Genomic DNA, 22,086 nt, shown 5'->3' on the forward strand with positions numbered 1-22,086 from the left:
GCCAAGCCATCTCTATGCTGCGTTCACTTTTGCGTCGTCTCACGAAGGCCCTGCTCTGGTTCGCGGGCGGCAGCGTATTGCTGGTCTTGCTGTTTCGCTTTGTGCCGCCACCGGGCACGGCGCTGATGATCGAGCGCAAGGTCGAATCCTGGGTCGACGGCGAACCGATCGACCTGCAGCGCACCTGGAAACCGTGGGACGAGATCTCCGATGACCTCAAGGTTGCAGTCATGGCCGGCGAGGACCAGAAGTTTCCCGAGCACTGGGGTTTTGACTTCGGTGCGATCCAGGCGGCGTTGGCCCACAACGAACTCGGCGGCTCGATTCGCGGCGCCAGCACCTTGAGCCAGCAAGTGTCGAAGAACCTGTTCCTGTGGTCGGGTCGCAGCTATCTGCGCAAAGGCCTGGAAGCCTGGTTTACCGCGCTGATCGAGGTGCTCTGGCCCAAGCAGCGGATTCTTGAGGTGTACCTCAATAGCGTCGAGTGGGACGACGGCGTGTTTGGCGCCGAAGCCGCAGCCCGCCATCATTTCGGCGTAAGCGCCAAGTCGCTGTCGCGGCAGCAGGCCAGTTATCTGGCGGCCGTTCTACCTAACCCGCGCGTATGGAGTGCGAGCCATCCGACGGCTTACGTGTCGCGCCGGGCCGGGTGGATTCGCCAGCAGATGAGCCAGTTGGGTGGGGATAGTTATCTGCTGGGACTCAACGATTCGCGCCGGGCGCCTTGGGCCGAATAACACCGAAGATCCCCTGTAGGAGTGAGCCTGCTCGCGATGGCGTCATGTCAGTGACCACAAGTGTGGCAGGCAGACCGCTATCGCGAGCAGGCTCACTCCTACAGGGTGGTGTTGAATCAGAAATGAAAAACGCCCCGATCATCGCTGATCGGGGCGTTTTTTTTTATTGCCTGAGCGCCGGTTAGGCGGCGATCGACAACTTGAGCTTGTTCATCGCGCTCTTCTCGAGCTGACGGATCCGCTCGGCCGACACGTTGTACTTCTGCGCCAGGTCGTGCAGCGTGGCTTTCTCTTCTGCCAGCCAGCGCTGGTAGAGGATGTCGCGGCTACGTTCGTCCAGCACTTCCAGCGCCTCGTGCAGGTTGTGATTGGAGTTGTCACTCCAGTCGGCATCTTCCAGTTGACGCGCCGGGTCGTACCGGTGGTCTTCCAGGTAGTTGGCCGGCGACTGGAAAGCGCTGTCGTCGTCCGCTTCCGCGGCCGGGTCGAAGGCCATGTCATGACCGGTCAGACGACTTTCCATCTCGCGCACTTCCCGCGGCTCGACGCCGAGGCTTTCCGCCACACGGTGGACTTCCTCGTTGTTCAGCCACGCCAGACGTTTCTTCTGGCTGCGCAGGTTGAAGAACAGCTTGCGCTGGGCCTTGGTGGTCGCGACTTTCACAATGCGCCAGTTGCGCAGGATGAACTCGTGAATTTCCGCCTTGATCCAGTGCACGGCGAACGACACCAGACGCACACCCATTTCCGGGTTGAAGCGCTTCACGGCCTTCATCAGGCCGACGTTACCTTCCTGGATCAGGTCAGCCTGAGCGAGGCCGTAGCCGGAATAGCTACGGGCAATGTGTACAACAAAACGCAGGTGGGCGAGCACCATCTGCCGAGCCGCCCCCAAATCCTGCTCATAGTAGAGACTCTCGGCCAGTTCACGCTCCTGCTCCGGCGTCAGCAATGGAATGCTGTTGACGGTGTGCACATAGGCTTCCAGGTTCGCACCCGGAACCAACGCGTACGCAGGTTGCAAAGAATTGGTCATGCGAAAAAACCTCCCACTTACATACTCGTGCCTCTCGGCACTGCGAAAAATTGACCGGGAATTCAAGTACAAGTTCCCAAAAAAACCGCAAGGTCAATCACGCGCAAAAAAGATTCTACTTCGGCGCCAGCTCCCTGAGATGACGTGCGACTGCAATCCATGCACCGATATAACCCAACAGCACCGCGCCAAGCAAGAGCGACAGACCGTCGGCAACTGGCACTCCGGCCAGCGCGAAATCACTGCCGTACAAGCCGGCCAGTCCAACTACCGCGTCATTCAGCCAGTTCAGGCCGAACGCCAGCACCCCCCAGGACAGAACTCCCGCACCGAAGCCATATAACGCGCCCATATAAAGAAAGGGACGACGCACATAACTGTCGGTGCCGCCGACGAGTTTAATCACTTCTATCTCTGTGCGGCGGTTTTCAATATGAAGACGAATGGTATTGCCTATCACCAAAAGTAATGCAGAAACCAGCAGCACCGTCAGACCGAAGACAAACCGGTCGCCGAGCTTGAGGATGGCGGCCAGACGCTCGACCCAGACTAGATCAAGTTGCGCCTGTTGTACCTTGGGCAGCTCGGAAAGTTTTTGTCTTAATGCTTCCAGGGTCGGCTTGTCGACCTCCTTCGGCGTCACCAGCACCACGCCCGGCAGCGGGTTTTCCGGCAGTTCGCGCAGGGCTTCGCCCAGACCGGACTGCTGTTGGAACTCTTCCAGCGCCTGATCGCGGCCGACATATTCAGCATCAGCCACACCGGGCATGCCTTTGATCTGCTCGCGCAACGACTCGCCTTGATCCGGCGTGGCGTCCAGTTGCAGGTACAGCGAAATCTGCGCCGCCCGCTGCCACGAGCCGCCGAGTCGCTCGACGTTGTTGATCAGCAGCGACAGGCCCATCGGCAGGCTTAGCGCCACGGCCATCACCATGCAGGTGAAGAAGCTGCCGATCGGCTGCTTGCCGAGGCGGCGCAGACTGTCGAGCAGACTGGCGCGATGGCTTTCGATCCACGACCGCAACAGCGTGGAAAAGTCCGGGCCGTCGTCATCGTCGTGTTTTTTCTTCTTCGGTGGTTGCGGGTCGGCGGCTTTCGGGGCCACGCGCTCGGAAACCTTCGGACTGCGTGTCGCACTCATACGCCAGCCTCCCCGTCGCCGATCAATCGGCCGCGTTGCAGGGTCAGCATGCGGTGACGCATGCGCGCAATCAGCGCCAGGTCGTGACTGGCGATCAGTACGCTGGTGCCCAACCGATTGATGTCTTCGAACACGCCCATGATCTCGGCCGCCAGACGCGGGTCGAGGTTACCGGTGGGTTCGTCCGCCAACAGCAGGGCCGGGCGGTGAACGATGGCGCGGGCGATGCCGACGCGCTGTTGCTGACCGGTGGACAGGTCGCCCGGGTACAGATCGGTTTTATCCGACAGCGCCACGCGCTCCAGCGCCGAATCGACGCGCTTGGCGATCTCGGCCTTGGACAAGCCGAGAATCTGCAGCGGCAGTGCGACGTTGTTGAACACCGTGCGATCGAACAGCAACTGGTGGTTCTGGAACACCACGCCGATCTGCCGGCGCAGAAATGGAATCTGCGCGTTGCTGATGGTGCTCAGGTCTTGCCCGGCGAGCAGCAGCTTGCCGCTGGTCGGACGTTCCATCGCCAGCAACAGGCGCAACAGTGTGGATTTGCCGGCACCGGAGTGACCGGTGACAAACAGAAACTCGCCACGACGGACTCGAAAGCTCAGCTCATGCAAGCCGACGTGACCGTTCGGGTAGCGTTTACCGACCTGTTCGAAACGAATCATGAACGCTCCCGCTCGGCAAACAATGCCTGGACAAAGGGTTCGGCTTCAAAGGTACGCAGATCGTCGATGCCTTCACCGACGCCAATGTAGCGGATCGGCAGGCCAAACTGCTTGGCCAGGGCGAAAATCACCCCACCCTTGGCGGTACCGTCCAGCTTGGTCAGCGCCAGGCCAGTCAGTTCGACGGTCTGGTTGAATTGTTTGGCCTGGTTGATGGCGTTCTGCCCGGTGCCGGCGTCGAGCACCAGCAGCACTTCATGCGGCGCGTCGGCGTCGAGCTTGCCGATCACCCGGCGAACTTTCTTCAGTTCTTCCATCAGGTTGTCTTTGGTGTGCAAACGACCGGCGGTGTCGGCGATCAGTACGTCGATGCCACGCGCCTTGGCGGCCTGCACGGCGTCGAAGATCACCGAAGCCGAGTCGGCACCCGTGTGCTGGGCGATAACCGGAATCTTGTTGCGTTCACCCCAGACCTGCAACTGCTCAACGGCAGCGGCGCGGAACGTGTCACCGGCGGCGAGCATGACTTTCTTGCCTTCCAGTTGCAGCTTCTTCGCCAGTTTGCCGATGGTGGTGGTCTTGCCGGCGCCGTTGACGCCAACCACCAGAATCACGAATGGCTTGTTCTGCGAGGCGATTTTCAGCGGTTGTTCAACCGGCTTGAGCATCGCGGCCAGTTCGGCCTGCAACGACTTGTACAGCGCATCGGCGTCGGCCAGTTCTTTGCGGGCGACCTTCTGGGTCAGGCGCTGGATGATCTGCGTGGTGGCTTCGACACCGACGTCGGCGGTCAGCAGACGGGTTTCGAGGTCATCGAGCAAATCGTCATCGATGGTTTTGCGGCCGAGGAACAGGCTGGCCATGCCCTCGCCGATGCTGGCGCTGGTCTTGGACAAGCCTTGTTTGAGGCGGGCGAAGAAACCGGCCTTGGTTTCTTCGGTGCGCGGGGCTTCGACTGGAGCCTCGGCCACCACTTCAACCGGCACGGCTGGCGCAACGACGACCGGTGCAGGTGCAGGTGCAGGTGCAGGTGCAGGTGCAGGTTCGGCTTGTTGAACGACCGGAGCAACCGGGGCAACAAACACCGGAGCAACGGGTTCAGGAATAACCGGCGCAAGTTCGACAACGGGCTCAACCACCGGCGCCGAAGCAACTTCAGACACCAACGCGGCAGGCGCCGGAATCACTGGCGTGATGTGCGGCGCAGCCTCTTCGACCAATGCCACCGGCTCTTCCGCCACCGGCAAGGTCAGCCACGGCTCAGCCGCCGGAGTCAGCGGCAATTCAGCCGCCACAGGCGCTTCAGGCTCGGGCGCAGGCTCAACCGGTTGCAGCACCGGCTCAGCAATCGGCAGCACGATTGGTGCCGGCTCTTCTTCTATTACCGGAGTCGGCGCAGGGGCTGGCTCAGGAGTCGCAGGCGGCTGTTCGACGACGGGTTCCTGCGGTTTCTTACGCAGCCATCCGAACAGGCTTTTCTTCTCGCCAGCCGCAGCTGGGGTCTTCTTGTCGTCGTTGGAACCAAACATGGAGGACGGCTATCTCACGGTAGCGACGCGCCATAAGGGCGCCCCGGCAAATAAATATTCGATGCAGAACAGACTGTGTTTCATCCAGCTTGTTCACGCGCAACATTTTGTCGAGGCGCCACAGGCACCTCAAAGGTCGATTAATACGAAGGACTGGAACGGCATCGTCGGCGAAAACGCAGAGTTTAGCTGACAAACTCAAAGCTTCTGCCGGAAACCCATACAACCTATAGACCGATCAGTGGCCTGATAGGCGTGGCCGCCAGTAAAACGGATCAGTATCCTAGCACCTCCTCGCCCGCCTAGGCTAAGACCAAGCGGGCAGCCCAACAGGTTAAAAAACGAATGAATGCTCTAGCCCGCCGCGCTGCAGGCCTGCTGCTCAGCACAGTCTGCCTGCCCCTTTCGGCCCTGGCGGCCGACCCGCAACCGACCCACGAATTCACCCTCGACAACGGCCTCAAGGTCGTCGTGCGCGAAGACCATCGCGCGCCAGTGGTGGTGTCGCAGGTCTGGTACAAGGTCGGTTCCAGCTACGAAACCCCGGGCCAGACCGGTCTGTCCCACGCGCTTGAGCACATGATGTTCAAGGGCAGCGAGAAAGTCGGTCCCGGCGAAGCCTCGTTGATCCTGCGCGACCTGGGCGCCGAAGAGAACGCATTCACCAGCGACGACTTCACTGCTTATTACCAAGTACTGGCCCGCGATCGTCTGGGCGTAGCCTTTGAGCTGGAAGCCGACCGCATGGCCAATCTGCGCCTGCCGGCTGACGAGTTCGCCAAGGAAATCGAAGTCATCAAGGAGGAGCGCCGCCTGCGCACCGACGACAAGCCGATGTCCAAGGCTTACGAGCGCTACAAGGCGATGGCTTACCCGGCCAGCGGCTACCACACGCCGACCATCGGCTGGATGGCTGACCTGGACCGGATGAAGGTCGAGGAGCTGCGGCATTGGTATCAATCCTGGTATGTGCCGAACAATGCCACGCTGGTGGTGGTCGGCGACGTCACCCCGGACGAGGTGAAGACCCTCGCCCAGCGCTACTTCGGGCCAATCGCCAAACGTGACGTGCCACCGGCGAAGAAACCACTGGAGCTGGCCGAACCCGGTGAACGCCAGATCACTCTGCACGTGCAAACTCAACTGCCTAGCCTGATGCTCGGTTTCAACGTGCCAAGCATCGCCACCGCTGAAGACAAGCGCTCGGTCAATGCCCTGCGCCTGATCTCGGCGCTGCTCGACGGCGGCTACAGCGGACGCATCCCGACGCAACTGGAGCGCGGCGAAGAGCTGGTGTCCGGCGGTTCGTCGAGCTACGACGCCTACACCCGGGGCGACAGCCTGTTCACCTTGTCGGCGACACCGAACACCCAGAAGAAAAAGACCATGGCGCAGGCCGAAGCCGGTCTGTGGAAACTGCTGGAGCAGTTGAAAACCACCGCGCCGTCCGCCGAAGAACTGGAACGCGTGCGGGCACAGGTCATCGCTGGCCTGGTGTTCGAGCGTGACTCGATCACCAGCCAGGCCACCGCCATTGGCCAGTTGGAGACCGTAGGCCTGTCGTGGAAACTGATGGACACCGAACTGGCCGACCTGGAAAGCGTGACCCCGCAAGACATCCAGAACGCCGCCAAGTTGTATTTCACCCGCGAACGTCTCAGCGTCGCCCACGTCCTGCCACTGGAGACGACTCATGAGTGAGCGCAAATCCCCACGCCTGCTGCTCGGCCTGATCGCCGTCGCGGTGATCGGCTCCGCCGCGTTTTATCTGATGCCCGGTGCCAAAACCGACGCCAGCGAGGCGCTGGATAACGCCAAGACCAGCCAGAAGCTGCAATCGCTGACCGAACTCGACGGCAAGGCTCCGGCCAGCCGCAAGCTCGACGTGCAGACCTGGAACACCGCCGGTGGCGCCAAGGTGCTGTTCGTCGAAGCCCATGAGCTGCCGATGTTCGACATGCGCCTGATCTTCGCCGCCGGCAGCAGCCAGGACGGCAATGCACCAGGCCTGGCAGTCCTGACCAACGCCATGCTCAACGAAGGCGTGGCCGGCAAGGACGTCGGCGCCATCGCCCAGGGCTTCGAAAGCCTCGGTGCGGATTTCGGCAACGGCGCCTACAAGGACATGGCGCTGGCTTCGCTGCGCAGCCTGAGTGCCGCCGAACAACGTGAGCCAGCACTCAAGCTGTTCTCCGAAGTGGTGGGTAAACCGACGTTCCCGGCCGACTCCTTCGCGCGCATCAAGAACCAGATGCTCGCCGGTTTCGAATACCAGAAACAGAACCCCGGCAAACTCGCCAGCCTGGAGCTCATGAAGCGTTTGTACGGTGATCACCCGTATGCCCACTCCAGCGACGGCAATGTGCAGAGCGTGCCGAAGATCACGCTGGCGCAACTGCGCGAGTTCCACGCCAAGGCCTATGCGGCCGGCAACGTGGTGATCGCGCTGGTCGGCGACTTGTCTCGCGCCGAAGCGGAGGCGATTGCCAACCAGGTCTCCGGCGCCCTGCCCAAAGGCCCGGCGCTGGCGAAAATCGCCCAGCCCCAGGAGCCCAAGGCGAGCATCGGTCACATCGAGTTCCCGTCCAAGCAGACCAACCTGTTGCTCGCGCAACTGGGCATCGACCGTGACGACCCCGATTACGCAGCGCTGTCGATGGGCAACCAGATCCTCGGTGGCGGCGGCTTCGGCACCCGCCTGATGAGCGAAGTGCGCGAGAAGCGCGGCCTGACTTATGGCGTGTACTCCGGGTTCAGCCCGATGCAGGCCCGTGGCCCGTTCATGATCAACCTGCAGACCCGCGCGGAAATGAGCGAAGGCACGCTGAAACTGGTGCAGGACGTGCTCGCCGATTACCTGAAGACCGGCCCGACCCAGAAAGAACTCGACGACGCCAAGCGCGAGCTGGCCGGCAGCTTCCCGCTGTCCACCGCGAGCAATGCCGATATCGTCGGCCAACTGGGCGCCATGGGCTTCTATAATCTGCCGCTGAGCTATCTGGATGACTTCATGCGTCAGTCCCAGAGCCTGACCGTCGAACAGGTCAAAGACGCGATGAACAAACACCTGAGCACGGACAAAATGGTCATCGTCAGCGCTGGCCCGACCGTGCCGCAAAAGCCGTTACCGGCCCCATCTGATAAACCTGCCGAGCAACCGCTCGGGGTTCCGGAGCATTAATGGCTATTCGTCCTAAAAAACCTGCGCAGAACGTCCACAACGGTGTGAACCAGCTGCGCATCATCGGCGGCGAATGGCGCAGCCGCAAACTGAGCTTCCCCGATGCGCCGGGCCTGCGCCCGACGCCGGACCGTGTGCGCGAAACCCTGTTCAACTGGCTCGCGCCGTATGTGGCCGGGGCCAAGGTGCTGGACCCGTTCGCCGGCAGCGGCGCGCTGTTTCTCGAAGCGCTGTCCCGTGGCGCGGCCATGGGACAGGCGCTGGACGCCAGCCACCTCGCCGTATCGAGCCTGAAGGAACACCTAGGCACCCTGCGCTGCACCAACGGCCAGGTGCAGACCGCCGACGCCCTGCGCTATCTGGAAACCCAGGTCGCCACGCCGTTCGACCTGGTGTTTCTCGATCCGCCGTTCAACCAGAACCTGCTGCCAGCCGTCTGCACCCTGCTGGAAGAACGCCAATGGCTCGCACCCGACTCGTGGATCTACACTGAAAGCGAGACCGCGCCTTCGACGCTGGGTTTGCCGGGCAACTGGCGCCTGCACCGCGAGCAGAAATCCGGGCGGGTGTACTACGCGTTGTGGCAACGTATGGCAGTCAACTGAAAGTATTGAAGAACCCTGTGGTGAGGGAGCTTGCTCCCTCACCACAAAAGGTGTGTGCCCTCTGGAAACTGAACGCTTCACCCCCGCCTTCGGCCTCGGCAATCCGCACCTGCAAACCTTGTGGGGGTCGCTGTGGCGCAAAACCGTACACCTTGATCGCCAACGCGAACGCCTGTGGCTGGACGACGGTGATTTCCTCGATCTCGACTGGCATGGCCCGCACAGCGCCGAGGCGCCATTGGTGCTGGTGCTGCATGGGCTGACCGGCTCTTCCAATTCGCCTTATGTCGCCGGGATCCAGGTCGCGCTCGCTGCGCAAGGCTGGGCCAGTGTCGCGCTGAACTGGCGCGGTTGCTCCGGTGAACCGAATCTGCTGCCGCGCAGCTACCACTCGGGCGCCAGCGAGGACCTCGCCGAAGCCATCAAGCACCTGCGCGCCCAACGGCCGCTGGCGCCGCTGTATGCGGTCGGCTATTCATTGGGCGGCAACGTGCTGCTCAAACATCTGGGCGAAACCGGCAGCGACAGCGGCGTACTCGGTGCGGTGGCGGTGTCGGTACCGTTTCGCCTCGATCAATGCGCGGACCGGATCGGCCAGGGTTTTTCCAAGGTCTATCAGGCGCACTTCATGCGCGAGATGGTCGCCTACATCAAGAACAAGCAGCGTCAGTTCCAGCACGACGGGCGCGAAGATGGCCTGGCAGCACTGGCGGCGCTCGGCTCACTGGAGAACATGCGCACCTTCTGGGACTTCGATGGCCGGGTCACCGCGCCGCTGCACGGTTTTACCGATGCCGAGGATTACTATCGCCAGGCGTCGAGTCGCTACTTTCTCGGAGAGATCCGCACGCCGACCCTGATCATTCAGGCCGCCGACGATCCATTCGTATTCCCCCACAGCCTGCCGACGGCCGAGGAGCTGTCCGCCACTACCCAGTTCGAGTTGCAGACCAGGGGTGGGCATGTCGGCTTTGTCGATGGCTCGTTCCGCCAGCCCGGTTACTACCTGGAACGACGCATCCCGCAATGGCTGGCCGGCGTGACGCAATGAGCGATCAGAGCGAGTCGATCCGTTTCTGGCAAACCGCGCCACTGGCCGGTGTCGAGTTGCTGTCGGCGCGCTACATCGAACATCGCTTCGCCCCGCACGTCCACGACGGCTATGTGATCGGCATGATCATGGCCGGCGCCCAGCGCTATCGCTATCGCTATCGCGGCGCCGAACACCTGGCCGGCAGCGGAACGCTGGTGCTGATCAACCCGGACGAATTGCACACCGGGCACAAGGGCACCGAGGACGGCTGGCTGTACCGGGCGTTTTACCCCGACACCGGGCAGATCGTGTCCTTGCTTGAGGAACTGGAACTGCCCACCGCGCCCATGCCTGCCTTTGGCGCGACGCTCTACCGCGACCCGGATCTGGTCAATGGTTTCTGTCAGTTGCATCGGCTGCTGGAAAGCCCCGCCACCGCGCTGCAACAGCAGACGGTGTGGCGCGAGATGATGATGCTGCTGTTGCAGCGCCATGCCGCGGTGCAGATCAACGGCAAGCCGGGCAAGGAACACCGCGCGGTGGTGATGGCCAAGGAGTTATTGCATGCGCAACTGGCCGCGCCGCCATCGCTGGAAGAGTTGGCCGCTGCGGTGAACCTGTCGCCCTTCCACTTCGCCCGGGTATTCCGCCGCGCCACCGGCATGCCGCCGCACACCTGGCTGATGCAGCAGCGCATCGCCACTGCACGGGGGTTATTGCAGCACGGTTGTCTGCCAGTGGAAGTCGCCATGCAACTGGGCTTTGCCGACCAGAGTCATCTGAGCCGGCAGTTCAAGCAGGTGTATGGCGTGGGGCCGGCGGCGTATCGCAGTGCCCGACAAATACCTTCAAACACCGAATCCCCTTTGTCGGAGTGAGCCTGCTCGCGATGACGGCCGCTCATGCAACATTGATGTCGACAGACACGACGCTATCGCGAGCAGGCTCACTCCTACAGGGAGAACTTCGTGGTGATCACTCGCCCGTGGCGATCCCGCGAGCCGGCTCGTTGATCCACTCACTCCACGACCCGGCATACAACGAACCCAACGGATAACCCGCCAGGCACAACGCAAACAGGTTGTGACACGCCGTCACCCCGGAACCGCAATAGGCAACCAGTTCCGCTGGCGAGCGCTCACCGAGTTTCGCGGCAAAACGCTGCTTGAGCTGATCCGCCGGCAGAAAGCGCCCGTCGCTGCCGAGGTTGTCGGTGAACGCCGCGCATTGCGCGCCGGGAATGTGCCCGGCAATCGGGTCGATCGGCTCCACCTCACCCTTGAAGCGCGGCAAGGCCCGGGCGTCGAGCAACGTCAGCGACGGCTGAGCAAGGCGTTTCTGCAATTGTTCGGCGCTCAGCAGCAGTTTCATGTCCGGCTGACCGCTGAAGTTGCCCCGGCTGACCGCTGGCGCATCCAGGCTCAGCGGCAACCCCGCCGCGTGCCAGGCCTTGAGCCCACCGTCGAGAATGAACACACCGTCGCGCTTGCCCAGCCACGCCAGTAACCACCAGGCCCGGGCCGCGTAGGCGCCGGGACCGTCGTCGTAAAGCACCACATCGCTGTCGGCATTGATGCCCCAGGTTTGCAGGCGTTCGATCAATGCTGCCGGCTCGGGCAGCGGATGGCGTCCGGTCACGCCTTTGATCACCTTGCCACTGAGATCACGCTCAAGGTCGGCGAAACGGGCGCCGGCAATGTGCCCTTCGGCGTAGCTGCGCTGCCCGTAGTCCGGGTCTTCGAGGGCAAAACGACAATCGAGAATCACCAGCCCCGGTTGCTCCTTGCGGGCATCCAGTGCGTTCGGGCTGATCAGTTGCGCAATCGGCATAACGGACTCCTGTGAGCGACTTCGAAATGGGTTACTGCCCTTCCTCGAGGGCCTGGGCCAGCGGCACGTAAAACTCGTCAAACAAGGCATTCACCTCTTCGCGCGCCTGATCGGTGACGAACCCGGCTTCCAGCACCAGCACCTGATACACGCCACGCTTGATGGCCTGCTCGCTGAGGTGGTTGGAATTTTCCCGGGTGGTGCACAGAAAGCGCACCCAGGAGGTGAGGATGATCCAGGCATTGATCGTCAGGGATTCGATTTGCACCCGATCCATCTTGAGAATGCCAGCCGCCACAAATCCCTCGTAGATTGCCATGCCCTGGATCACGCAGCGCTGGGAGAACCGCCGGTAGCGCGCCGCCAGATCGGGATCGCTGTCGAGCAGGTGTTCCAGATCGCGATGCAAAAAGCGATAGCCCCACATCGCCGACAGCAGCTCCTTGAGGTAATAGCGCTTGTCTTCGACCGTGGCAACACGCCCCTGCGGCGGGCGCAGAAAGCTGTCCACAAGGCTTTCGTACTCACTGAACAGTACGGCGATGATCGCCTGCTTGTTGGGGAAGTGGTAGTACAGGTTGCCCGGAGAAATCTCCATGTGGGCCGCAATGTGGTTGGTACTGATGCTGCGCTCGCCCTGCTGGTTGAACAGTTCGAGGCTGTTCTGCACGATGCGCTCGCTGGTTTTTATTCGTGGGGCCATGGCTTGAGCTTTAATTCAGAGTGCGGTGAGGGGCATCTTACGACCTAACCGGAAATGGATAAAACAAAGCTGTGTCGGGAAGTCATTTGACTTTGTAGAGCATAGACTCTAAAAAGTCCTCACTACAATAAATCAGGAGCAGACGATGACTGCCGACATTGCTTACCTGCAAACGCTGCAACAGCCACTGGAAGAGCTCGACCGGCTCTTCGCGGCACAGCGCGCCGCCTATGCCGCCAACCCGATGCCGCCGGCAGCCCAGCGTCAGCAATGGCTCAAGGCATTGCGCTACTTGCTCAGCGATGAGCGTCAGGCCCTGATCGACGCCATCAGCACGGATTTCAGCCATCGCAGCGCCGATGAAACCCTGCTCGCCGAACTGATGCCCAGCCTGCACGGCATTCATTACGCCAGTCGCCACCTCAAGGGCTGGATGAAGTCCTCGCGGCGCAAAGTCGGCATGGCTTTTCAGCCGGCGTCGGCGAAAGTGGTGTATCAACCCCTCGGCGTGGTCGGCATCATCGTCCCGTGGAACTACCCGTTGTATCTGGCCATCGGCCCGCTGGTCGGCGCACTGGCGGCGGGCAACCGGGTGATGCTCAAGCTTAGTGAATCGACGCCCGCCACCGGGCTGCTGCTCAAGGCCTTACTGGCGCGAATCTTCCCCGAAGATCTGGTGTGCGTGGTGCTCGGTGAGTCGGACGTCGGCGTGGCGTTTTCCCGTCTGCGCTTTGATCACCTGCTGTTCACCGGCGCCACCAGCATCGGCAAACACGTGATGCGCGCTGCGGCGGAAAACCTGACCCCGGTGACCCTCGAACTGGGCGGCAAATCCCCGGCCATCGTCTCGCGCGACGTGCCGCTCAAGGACGCCGCCGAACGCATTGCCTTCGGCAAGACCCTGAATGCCGGACAGACCTGCGTCGCCCCCGATTACGTGCTGGTGCCGCAAGACCGTGTCGGCGCGTTCGTCGAAGCCTATCGTCAGGTGGTCAACAACTTCTATCCCACCCTTGCCGACAACCCGGACTACACCGCGATCATCAACGAGCGCCAACTGGCCCGGCTCAACAATTATGTCAGCGACGCCACCAGCAAGGGCGCGCTGCTGATCCCGCTGTTCGAACAGGGTCAGGGCCGGCGCATGCCGCACAGCCTGTTGCTGAACGTCAGTGACGAGATGATCGTGATGCAGGACGAAATCTTCGGCCCGCTGCTGCCGATCGTGCCGTACCAGGATCTGGACCAGGCATTTGCCTACATCAATCAGCGGCCGCGTCCTCTGGCGCTTTACTACTTTGGCTACGACAAACGCGAACAGAACCGCGTACTGCACGAAACCCACTCCGGCGGCGTGTGCCTGAACGACACCCTGCTGCATGTGGCGCAGGACGACATGCCATTCGGCGGCATCGGCCCTTCGGGCATGGGCCACTATCACGGCCATGAAGGTTTCCTGACCTTCAGCAAGGCCAAAGGTGTGCTGATCAAACAGCGCTTCAATGCCGCCAAACTGATTTACCCGCCTTACGGTAAATCGATTCAGAAACTGATCCAGAAGCTGTTCATCCGCTAATCGTCGTCACCGCCGGGTAATAACAACAATGCACCCAAGCCTGACCGAAACACCTGCCCTGTCGCGCCGTGGTCTGCTGAAATTCAGCCTCGGCGCCACTGCATTCCTCGCCACCGCCGGCCTTGGCGCCAGCCTCAGTGGCTGCTCATCGAGTGTCGCCGCCAACGGCTTCGTCACCTTGCGCGACGGCGACCTGTTGTTCCTGCGCGCCTTGATTCCGGTGATGCTCGACGGCGCCGTGGCGAGCGAAAAAATGCCCGGCGCCGTCGATGGCACGCTCAAGTCGCTGGACTACAGCCTCGATCACCTGTCGCCGGAGATGCTCAAACTCACCCGGCAACTGTTCGATGTGCTCGGCATGGCCGTCACACGCGGCCCGCTCACCGGCATCTGGGGCAGTTGGGAAAACGCCAGCCCCGAGGCGATGCGCCACTTCCTCGAACGCTGGGAAAACAGCTCATTGAGTTTGTTGAAAATGGGGCATAGCTCACTGCAACAAATGGTGCTGATGGCCTGGTACACCCGCGCGGAATCGTGGGGGCATTGCGGCTACCCGGGCCCGCCTACCGTCTGAAATCGGCGCCGCGCCTTTCGCGAGCAAGCCCGCTCCCACATTTTGAAATGCATTCCCCTGTGGGAGCGGGCTTGCTCGCGAAGGGGCCCGCAAGAACAACAAAAACAAGAGAACCTGACCGATGCCCGTACCCGACCCGTTCCGCGAAGGCCTCGCCCGTGGCTGGAAAACCTACAACGGCGCACAACTGAGCAACGACCTGACGCTGCAAGCCGACGTGGCCATCATCGGCAGCGGCGCCGGTGGCGGCACCACGGCGGAAATCCTCAGCGCCGCCGGCTACAAAGTGCTGCTGATCGAAGAAGGCCTGCTCAAGACCAGCTCCGATTTCAAGATGCTCGAAGACCAGGCCTACAGCAGCCTCTATCAAGAAGGCATCGGCCGCATGAGCAAGGATGGCGCGATCACCATCCTGCAGGGCCGTGCCGTGGGTGGCACCACGCTGATCAACTGGACATCGAGCTTCCGTACCCCGGAGCCGACGCTCGAGCACTGGGCCAAGGAACACAACGTCAAAGGCCACAGCCCGGCCGAAATGGCGCCGTGGTTCGAGAAAATGGAACAACGCCTGGGTGTCGCACCATGGATGGTTCCGCCCAATGCCAACAACGACGTGATCCGCAAGGGCTGCGAGCAACTCGGTTACAGCTGGCACGTGATCCCGCGCAATGTGCGCGGCTGCTGGAACCTCGGCTATTGCGGCATGGGCTGCCCGACCAACGCCAAGCAATCGATGATGGTCACCACCATCCCCGCGACCCTGGAAAAGGGCGGCGAGCTGCTGTACCTGGCCCGAGCGGAAAAACTGTTGATCAGCGGCGACAAAATCACCGGCCTGCAATGCGTGGCAATGGATGAGCGCTGCGTCGAGCCGACCGGACGCAAAATCACCGTCAAGGCGCAGCATTACGTGCTGGCCGGCGGCGGCATCAACAGCCCCGCACTGCTGCTGCGCTCGGATGCTCCGGATCCGCATCAGCGCCTCGGAAAACGCACCTTCCTGCATCTGGTGAACATGTCCGCCGGACGTTTCGACGAAGTGATCAACCCGTTCTACGGCGCGCCGCAGTCGATCTACTCGGATTATTTCCAGTGGAAGGACGGCACCACCGGGCCGATGGGCTACAAACTCGAAGTGCCACCGCTGCAGCCGGCGCTGGCCACGACATTGCTCGGCGGTTTCGGCACACAGAACGCCGAACACATGGCTGATCTGCCACACACCCACGCGATGCTGGCCCTGCTGCGCGACGGCTTCCACCCGGACAGCGTCGGCGGCAGTGTCGAGTTGCGCGGCGATGGCTCTCCGGTGCTCGACTATCAGGTCTCGCCTTACGCCTGGGAAGGCTTGCGCCGCGCCTTTCACAGCATGGCCGAGATCCAGTTTGCCGGCGGCGCCAAATCGGTGATGCCGATGCACGCCGATGCGCGCTACGTGAAAACCCTGGCCGAAGCCCGCACGCTGATCGACGGTCTGAGCCTTGAGCTGTATCGCACGCGCCTGGGCAGTGCCCACGTGATGGGCGGTTGTGCGATGGGCGAAGACCCGAAAAGTGCGGTCACCGACAGCCTCGGCCGGCACCATCAACTGAGCAATCTGTCGATTCACGATGGCTCGCTGTTCCCCACCAGCATTGGCGCCAACCCGCAATTGTCGGTGTACGGACTGACCGCACAACTGGCGACGTCCCTCGCCGATCGGCTTAGAAATCCGTGAAAAAACCGATTTATCGCGTCGTCTATAGTGCTTTCTTACCCAACAGGCGACTTGGCCGACCGGGACGGCTGCGATACCATCCGACTCCCCAACGGACTCCCGCCAGGACGACGCGATGAACCGAGTGTTGTACCCAGGTACCTTCGACCCTATTACCAAGGGCCATGGCGATCTGGTCGAACGCGCCTCGCGCCTGTTCGATCACGTGATCATTGCGGTCGCTGCCAGCCCGAAGAAAAATCCGCTGTTCCCGCTGGAACAACGGGTTGAACTGGCTCGCGAGGTCACCAAACACCTGCCGAACGTGGAAGTGGTCGGTTTCTCGACGCTGCTGGCGCATTTCGCCAAAGAGCAGAACGCCAACGTGTTCCTGCGTGGTCTGCGTGCGGTGTCGGACTTCGAATACGAATTCCAGCTGGCCAACATGAACCGCCAACTCGCACCGGACGTAGAGAGCCTGTTTCTCACCCCGTCCGAGCGTTATTCGTTCATTTCCTCGACCCTGGTGCGGGAAATTGCCGCGCTGGGCGGCGATATCAGCAAGTTCGTGCACCCGGCCGTGGCCGATGCCCTGACCCTGCGCTTCAAGAAGTAACGACCGTTCAAACGGCGCCCGCGTGCACTGCGGGCGCCAATGCGGCACAATTACGCGCATTGATTTATAGCGCCCGGGCCTGCCGCCCCGGCTGGAGTTAGCATGTCCCTGATCATCACCGACGATTGCATCAACTGCGACGTCTGCGAACCCGAGTGCCCGAACGCCGCCATTTCCCAAGGCGAAGAGATCTACGTGATCGACCCGAACCTGTGCACGCAGTGCGTCGGCCACTACGACGAGCCGCAGTGCCAGCAGGTCTGCCCGGTGGATTGCATTCCACTGGACGAAGCGCATCCGGAGACTGAAGAACAGTTGATGGAGAAGTACCGCAAGATTACCGGCAAGGCCTGAGTTCTTCAGCGCCCGTACCGACGCCATCGCGAGCAGGCTCACTCCTACATTTGGAATGCGTTTCCCTGTAGGAGTGAGCCTGCTCGCGATGAGGCCGTCAGCCACACCGCAAAACCTGGATCAGCTCACTCGCGCTGCTCGAATCCCTCCCCCGTACACCCCAGGCAGCGCACGAACGCCGCTTTCGCCGGGTCGACCACTAACGCTTGCCCGGCATCGCCCACCCCGCCACCCAGCGCGGTAAACGGCAACGACACCACGAACACCCCGGCCCCCAACACCGTCGCCACCACCAGCAGCGGGCGGGCGATCAGCAAGTCGCCAATCATGGCGTAGGCCGGAGGGTTCTGAATCGCATAGCGTGGGTCACCGCTGCCGCCCTCCGTCGCCCGGGTCGGTAGACTGGAACACAACAGCAGCGCAATGAGCAGGACTTGCAGGGGCTTCATGGCACGATCCTTCGGGCTGAACAGTGAGACAACTCACTATAGACCGTAGGAGTTTTTCAGCCTTTTGCCTCAGCTCTGGCAGCGCGGGCAGAAGACACTGGCCCGCTGACCGAGCTTCACTTCCCGCAGGCCGGTGCCGCAGACCTTGCAGTGCTCACTGCCACGGCCATAGACAAACAGCTCTTGCTGGAAATACCCCGGCTGCCCGTCACCGCCAATGAAATCACGCAACGTGGTGCCGCCGCGCTCGATGGCCGCGGCAAGAATGCGCTTGATCTCGATGGCCAGCTTCAGATAACGCGCCCGGGAGATGCTCTTGGCCTCGCGGCGTGGGTCGATCCCGGCAGCGAACAGGGCTTCGGTCGCATAAATATTGCCGACGCCGACCACCACCGCGTTGTCCATGATGAACGGCTTGACCGCCATCGAACGCCCGCGCGACAGCTGGAACAGGCGCTCGCCGTCGAACAGGTCGGTCAACGGTTCCGGCCCGAGGCGAATCAGCAATTCGTGATTGAGCGGATCGGTGCTCCAGAGCATAGCGCCGAAGCGTCGCGGATCGGTGTAGCGCAGGGCCAGCCCGGATTCCAGCTCGATATCGACGTGCTCATGCTTCAACGCCGGCAGCCCGACCTCCACCAGACGCAGGTTGCCCGACATCCCCAGGTGACTGATCAAGGTGCCGACCTCGGCGTTGATCAACAGATACTTGGCTCGCCGCTCGACCAACACGATGCGCTGTCCGGACAGGCGCACATCAAGGTCTTCGGGGATCGGCCAGCGCAACCGGCGATCACGCACGATCACCCGGCTGACGCGCTGGCCTTCCAGGTGCGGGGCAATGCCCCGGCGGGTGGTTTCGACTTCCGGCAGTTCAGGCATGGTGTCCTCGAATCAATGCGCGCCGAGGTCGCGAATCGTCTGTTTGAGGGTTTCGAAATCGTAGTCCGACAGACCGACGTAATCGAGAATCAGGGCACCGATGCTGTTCCACTCGTGGTCTTCGGTCTGATTGCCCAGTACCCGGTAAGACGCACAGATGTGCTCGGCCATCTTCAGGATCGCCAGCAGATTCTTCATCTGACTGTTGCGTGAGGACTCGTCGCTGAAGATCGCCAGCGCATTGTGGTGATTGGCGATCGCCGTGCTGACGTGCTCCGGCAGGCGCCACGACTTGGCGGTGTAATAACCGACCACAGCGTGGTTGGTGTTGAACTCGCTGTTTTCTGTGTCCACCACTCGACATTCAGCGCTGGCATTGGCGTAAGCCTTTTCCAGAACCGTCATGTAATTGGGGAACCGCTGCAACATCAAAGGCACGCCGCAGTCGTGGAACAGACCCAAAGCGTAGGCTTCATCACCTGCCTGGGTGCCGATGCGCTTGGCCAGGGTCAGGCAGGTCATCGCCACGTCCTGGGCGGTGTCCCAGAAGCGGTTGAGGGTGACGATGGTGTCGTCGTTCATCTCGCCCTTGATCGACTGCGCGTTGATCAGGTTGATGATCGAACGGCTGCCCAACAGATTCACCGCGCGCTGGATCGAAGTGATCTTGTTGCTCAGGCCGTAATAAGGCGAATTGACGATTTTCAGCAGAGAACCGGACAGGCCAGGATCCTGGGAGATCAGCTTGGCGATCACCTCCAGGTCCGGGTCGGGCATGTACTGCTCCATTTGCAGATCCACCATGATCTGCGGTTGCGCGGGCACGCTGATGCCTTGCAGGGATTGTTGAATCTGTTCGGTGGTCAGCTCTTGGGACATAAGTACACACTCTGGGACAGGCGGCGATTCTAACCTCTAAAAACCGCGCGACGACACACCAGTGGGCAATTGTCAGGAACTTTCATTCAGGCCACGGCTTCGGAATCTGTAATGCCCAATGGATCACTCCGACCCCTTGCGGCGGCAAACTCCCACAGACTCAGGAGCTTATCGATGGCCACTTCCCTCAACGGCAAACGCATCGCCATTTTGGTAACAGACGGTTTCGAACAGGTCGAATTGACCGGTCCCAAGCAGGCACTGGAGCAGGCCGGCGCCCGGGTCGACATCCTTTCCGCCGAGGCCGGCAAGGTCAAAGGCTGGAACCACGACAAACCGGCGGACGATTTCAAGGTCGACCAGACATTTCAAGGCGCCAGCAGCGAGCAGTACGACGCGATCGTCCTGCCGGGCGGCGTACAGAACTCCGACACGATCCGCATCGACCAGGATGCCCAGCACCTGGTCAAGACCGGAGCCTCTGCCGGCAAACCGATTGCGGTGATCTGCCACGGCAGCTGGTTGCTGATTTCCGCCGGGCTGGTCAACGGCAAGACCATGACCAGCTACAAGACCGTCAAGGATGATCTGGTGAATGCCGGCGCGCACTGGGTGGATAAAGAAGTGGTCAAGGACGGCAACCTGATCAGCAGCCGCCAACCGGATGATATTCCGGCGTTCAGTCGCGAATTGATCAGCGCCCTCACTGCCTGATCCGGATTTTTCCATTTCACAAAGATCTATTGTGGCGAGGGGATTTATCCCCGATGGACGGCGAAGCCGTCCCAAGCAGTCTGACTCGGTTCAGTTGAAGAAACGAGTTGTCAGGGTTTGCGGCTGCTACGCAGCCGATCGGGGATAAATCCCCTCGCCACAGATAAACTCCTTCATCACAGATCCCCCTCACCACATGTCCATTTGCCGGCCAATCAGCCGGCCTGACGCGCTATACTCCCGCTCTTTTTTCCGGAGCGACGTCATGTCCCTGCCTAGCCTGCGCCTCAAAGCCAACGCCGACCGTCGCCTGCGCAACGGCCACTTGTGGGTCTACAGCAACGAAATCGATGTGGCGGCCACGCCACTGCACGGCTTCAAGGCCGGCGATCAGGCAATCCTCGAAGCCGCCGGCGGCAAGCCGCTGGGCATCGTCGCCATGAGCCCGAACAACCTGATCTGCGCACGCCTGCTGTCGCGCGACATCAAACTGCCGCTGGACAAATCGCTGCTGGTGCATCGCCTGAACGTGGCCCTGTCGCTGCGCGAGCGCCTGTTCGACAAGCCGTTCTACCGTCTGGTTTACGGCGACTCCGACCTGTTGCCGGGTCTGGTGGTCGACCGTTTCGGCGACATCCTCGTGGTCCAGATCGCCTCGGCGACCATGGAAGCGCATAAAGATGACGTGATCGCCGCATTGACCCAAGTGCTCAAGCCTAGCGGCATTCTGTTCAAGAACGACTCCGCTGCCCGTGATGCCGAAGGCCTCAACCGTTACGTCGAAACCGTGTTCGGCCTGGTGCCGGAGTGGGTCGCCCTGGAAGAGAACGGCGTGAAGTTCGAAGCACCGGTCATCGAAGGCCAGAAAACCGGCTGGTTCTACGACCACCGCATGAACCGCGCCCGCCTGGCCCCGTACGCCAAGGGCAAACGCGTCCTCGACCTCTATAGCTACATCGGTGGCTGGGGCGTGCAGGCAGCGGCATTCGGCGCCAGCGAAGTGTTCTGTGTCGACGCGTCGGGCTTTGCCCTCGACGGCGTTGAACGCAACGCTGCGCTGAACGGCTTCGCCGACAAGATGACCTGCATCGAAGGCGACGTGTTCGAAGCCTTGAAAGAACTCAAGGCCAGCGAAGAGCGTTTCGACGTGATCGTTGCCGACCCGCCGGCGTTCATCAAGCGCAAGAAAGACATGAAAAACGGCGAAGGCGCCTATCGTCGCCTGAACGAGCAAGCCATGCGCCTGCTCACCAAGGACGGCATCCTGGTCAGCGCTTCGTGCTCGATGCACCTGCCGGAAGATGATCTGCAGAACATCCTGCTGACCAGCGCCCGTCACCTGGACCGCAACATCCAGATGCTGGAGCGCGGCGGTCAAGGCCCGGATCACCCGGTACACCCGGCCATCGCCGAAACCCGCTACATCAAGAGCATCACCTGCCGCCTTCTGCCTAACAGCTGATTGACACAAAAACGGGGAGCCCAAGGGCTCCCCGCTTGCTGTCTGGCGATGCAACGTCGCCGAATGCCTGTTCTTTCTCTATCCCGTCCTACATATAACTTCCCAAACCAGTGAAGGAAATTTCCCTGCGCTTTTGATTTAACACCCCATAACTTACAAACATATTTTATTCGCGCGACCACTCCGACAAAATTACTGGAATTTTCCTACTTAATAATCACTTGCCAATAACTCATTACAAACTATGATTAAGTTGTCACCACGAGGTGGCACTCAATATTACTGAACATGGAGTTCACACTATGAAAGCAATTACTCTGGAAGCTAACAAAATCGCGAACCTGGCTTTTCTGGTCGCCCCTAAAGCCCGCTAAGTAAGGTGGACGTCGGGGAGTGCCGGCCCCCTGACGTCCTTTTCGAC

Annotated in this window: 23 protein-coding genes; 14 read left to right on the top strand and 9 right to left on the bottom strand. The window is 61.3% G+C overall.

Annotated features, from left to right (window positions below; translation table 11 throughout):
* Nucleotides 1-14: 14 nt before the first annotated feature.
* A complete protein-coding gene (gene mtgA / locus QMK55_RS11515) occupies nucleotides 15-737 on the top strand; it encodes a monofunctional biosynthetic peptidoglycan transglycosylase (protein WP_320329209.1) in 723 nt (240 codons plus the stop codon).
* A 181-nt stretch (nucleotides 738-918) separates the two neighbouring features.
* Here the strand turns inward: mtgA and rpoH are convergent, their stop codons facing one another.
* From rpoH to ftsY, 4 genes are all read right to left on the bottom strand, one after another.
* A complete protein-coding gene (gene rpoH, locus QMK55_RS11520; RefSeq protein WP_003229146.1) occupies nucleotides 919-1,773 on the bottom strand; it encodes an RNA polymerase sigma factor RpoH in 855 nt (284 codons plus the stop codon).
* Between the two features lie 115 nt (nucleotides 1,774-1,888).
* On the bottom strand, nucleotides 1,889-2,914 hold the full coding sequence (gene ftsX / locus QMK55_RS11525) for a permease-like cell division protein FtsX (RefSeq protein ID WP_025112094.1): 1,026 nt from the start codon (nucleotides 2,912-2,914) through the stop codon (nucleotides 1,889-1,891).
* Nucleotides 2,911-3,582 carry a cell division ATP-binding protein FtsE gene (ftsE, locus tag QMK55_RS11530; RefSeq protein ID WP_003229148.1) on the bottom strand — a complete coding sequence of 224 codons (672 nt, stop codon included), beginning with the start codon at nucleotides 3,580-3,582 and terminating at the stop codon, nucleotides 2,911-2,913. The genes ftsX and ftsE overlap by 4 nt, the downstream gene beginning before the upstream one ends.
* Nucleotides 3,579-5,111: a signal recognition particle-docking protein FtsY gene (gene ftsY, locus QMK55_RS11535; RefSeq protein WP_320329210.1), complete on the bottom strand. Its 1,533-nt coding sequence runs from the start codon at nucleotides 5,109-5,111 to the stop codon at nucleotides 3,579-3,581. Before ftsY ends, ftsE begins: the two co-directional genes overlap by 4 nt.
* On the opposite strand from ftsY, the gene QMK55_RS11540 reads away from it, so the two are divergent.
* The 6 genes from QMK55_RS11540 to QMK55_RS11565 all read left to right on the top strand — a co-directional run bounded on the left by QMK55_RS11540 (nucleotide 5,110) and on the right by QMK55_RS11565 (nucleotide 10,808).
* The gene (locus tag QMK55_RS11540; RefSeq protein WP_025112092.1) at nucleotides 5,110-5,304 is read left to right on the top strand and encodes a hypothetical protein; all 195 of its coding nucleotides are present in this window, start codon (nucleotides 5,110-5,112) and stop codon (nucleotides 5,302-5,304) included. The two genes, ftsY and QMK55_RS11540, sit on opposite strands and share 2 nt — an antisense overlap.
* Nucleotides 5,305-5,456: 152 nt before the next feature.
* A complete protein-coding gene (locus QMK55_RS11545) occupies nucleotides 5,457-6,812 on the top strand; it encodes a M16 family metallopeptidase (protein WP_025112091.1) in 1,356 nt (451 codons plus the stop codon).
* Nucleotides 6,805-8,292, top strand: coding sequence for a pitrilysin family protein (locus QMK55_RS11550; RefSeq protein WP_320329211.1), 1,488 nt, complete (start codon nucleotides 6,805-6,807; stop codon nucleotides 8,290-8,292). Before QMK55_RS11545 ends, QMK55_RS11550 begins: the two co-directional genes overlap by 8 nt.
* A complete protein-coding gene (gene rsmD / locus QMK55_RS11555; RefSeq protein WP_102358749.1) occupies nucleotides 8,292-8,897 on the top strand; it encodes a 16S rRNA (guanine(966)-N(2))-methyltransferase RsmD in 606 nt (201 codons plus the stop codon). The genes QMK55_RS11550 and rsmD overlap by 1 nt, the downstream gene beginning before the upstream one ends.
* Before the next feature lie 52 nt (nucleotides 8,898-8,949).
* Complete coding sequence (locus QMK55_RS11560) at nucleotides 8,950-9,948, top strand: hydrolase (RefSeq protein ID WP_320329212.1); 999 nt, start codon at nucleotides 8,950-8,952, stop codon at nucleotides 9,946-9,948.
* Complete coding sequence (locus tag QMK55_RS11565; protein ID WP_320329213.1) at nucleotides 9,945-10,808, top strand: AraC family transcriptional regulator; 864 nt, start codon at nucleotides 9,945-9,947, stop codon at nucleotides 10,806-10,808. Before QMK55_RS11560 ends, QMK55_RS11565 begins: the two co-directional genes overlap by 4 nt.
* 97 nt (nucleotides 10,809-10,905) lie before the next feature.
* Here QMK55_RS11565 and QMK55_RS11570 read toward each other — a convergent pair whose 3' ends face one another.
* Both QMK55_RS11570 and QMK55_RS11575 read right to left on the bottom strand, forming a co-directional pair.
* On the bottom strand, nucleotides 10,906-11,760 hold the full coding sequence (locus QMK55_RS11570) for a sulfurtransferase (protein ID WP_102358746.1): 855 nt from the start codon (nucleotides 11,758-11,760) through the stop codon (nucleotides 10,906-10,908).
* A gap of 31 nt (nucleotides 11,761-11,791) precedes the next feature.
* A complete protein-coding gene (locus QMK55_RS11575; protein WP_102358745.1) occupies nucleotides 11,792-12,463 on the bottom strand; it encodes a TetR/AcrR family transcriptional regulator in 672 nt (223 codons plus the stop codon).
* Between the two features lie 145 nt (nucleotides 12,464-12,608).
* Between QMK55_RS11575 and QMK55_RS11580 the strand changes: the two genes are divergently transcribed.
* The 5 genes from QMK55_RS11580 to QMK55_RS11600 all read left to right on the top strand — a co-directional run bounded on the left by QMK55_RS11580 (nucleotide 12,609) and on the right by QMK55_RS11600 (nucleotide 17,279).
* On the top strand, nucleotides 12,609-14,039 hold the full coding sequence (locus QMK55_RS11580) for a coniferyl aldehyde dehydrogenase (protein ID WP_320329214.1): 1,431 nt from the start codon (nucleotides 12,609-12,611) through the stop codon (nucleotides 14,037-14,039).
* 28 nt (nucleotides 14,040-14,067) lie between these two features.
* Nucleotides 14,068-14,613, top strand: a complete 546-nt coding sequence (locus QMK55_RS11585; protein ID WP_102358743.1) for a twin-arginine translocation pathway signal protein — start codon at nucleotides 14,068-14,070, stop codon at nucleotides 14,611-14,613.
* A 121-nt stretch (nucleotides 14,614-14,734) separates the two neighbouring features.
* Nucleotides 14,735-16,330, top strand: a complete 1,596-nt coding sequence (locus tag QMK55_RS11590) for a GMC family oxidoreductase (protein WP_320329215.1) — start codon at nucleotides 14,735-14,737, stop codon at nucleotides 16,328-16,330.
* 115 nt (nucleotides 16,331-16,445) lie between these two features.
* Nucleotides 16,446-16,925, top strand: coding sequence for a pantetheine-phosphate adenylyltransferase (gene coaD / locus QMK55_RS11595; RefSeq protein WP_003229157.1), 480 nt, complete (start codon nucleotides 16,446-16,448; stop codon nucleotides 16,923-16,925).
* 102 nt (nucleotides 16,926-17,027) lie between these two features.
* Nucleotides 17,028-17,279 carry a YfhL family 4Fe-4S dicluster ferredoxin gene (locus tag QMK55_RS11600; protein WP_003195146.1) on the top strand — a complete coding sequence of 84 codons (252 nt, stop codon included), beginning with the start codon at nucleotides 17,028-17,030 and terminating at the stop codon, nucleotides 17,277-17,279.
* 125 nt (nucleotides 17,280-17,404) lie between these two features.
* Here QMK55_RS11600 and QMK55_RS11605 read toward each other — a convergent pair whose 3' ends face one another.
* The 3 genes from QMK55_RS11605 to QMK55_RS11615 form a co-directional block, all read right to left on the bottom strand.
* Nucleotides 17,405-17,728: a hypothetical protein gene (locus tag QMK55_RS11605; RefSeq protein ID WP_025112081.1), complete on the bottom strand. Its 324-nt coding sequence runs from the start codon at nucleotides 17,726-17,728 to the stop codon at nucleotides 17,405-17,407.
* A gap of 69 nt (nucleotides 17,729-17,797) precedes the next feature.
* Nucleotides 17,798-18,610 (bottom strand): bifunctional DNA-formamidopyrimidine glycosylase/DNA-(apurinic or apyrimidinic site) lyase, encoded by an 813-nt coding sequence (mutM, locus tag QMK55_RS11610; protein WP_102358741.1) that lies wholly within the window; start codon nucleotides 18,608-18,610, stop codon nucleotides 17,798-17,800.
* Nucleotides 18,611-18,622: 12 nt separating this feature from the next.
* Nucleotides 18,623-19,435, bottom strand: a complete 813-nt coding sequence (locus QMK55_RS11615; protein ID WP_178082172.1) for an HDOD domain-containing protein — start codon at nucleotides 19,433-19,435, stop codon at nucleotides 18,623-18,625.
* Nucleotides 19,436-19,663: 228 nt separating this feature from the next.
* On the opposite strand from QMK55_RS11615, the gene QMK55_RS11620 reads away from it, so the two are divergent.
* Nucleotides 19,664-20,203, top strand: coding sequence for a type 1 glutamine amidotransferase domain-containing protein (locus QMK55_RS11620; RefSeq protein WP_102358739.1), 540 nt, complete (start codon nucleotides 19,664-19,666; stop codon nucleotides 20,201-20,203).
* 265 nt (nucleotides 20,204-20,468) lie between these two features.
* Complete coding sequence (locus tag QMK55_RS11625; protein ID WP_102358738.1) at nucleotides 20,469-21,665, top strand: class I SAM-dependent rRNA methyltransferase; 1,197 nt, start codon at nucleotides 20,469-20,471, stop codon at nucleotides 21,663-21,665.
* The last annotated feature ends 421 nt before the right edge of the window (nucleotides 21,666-22,086 follow it).

Source organism: Pseudomonas sp. P8_229, from assembly GCF_034008635.1.
Lineage (GTDB): Bacteria > Pseudomonadota > Gammaproteobacteria > Pseudomonadales > Pseudomonadaceae > Aquipseudomonas.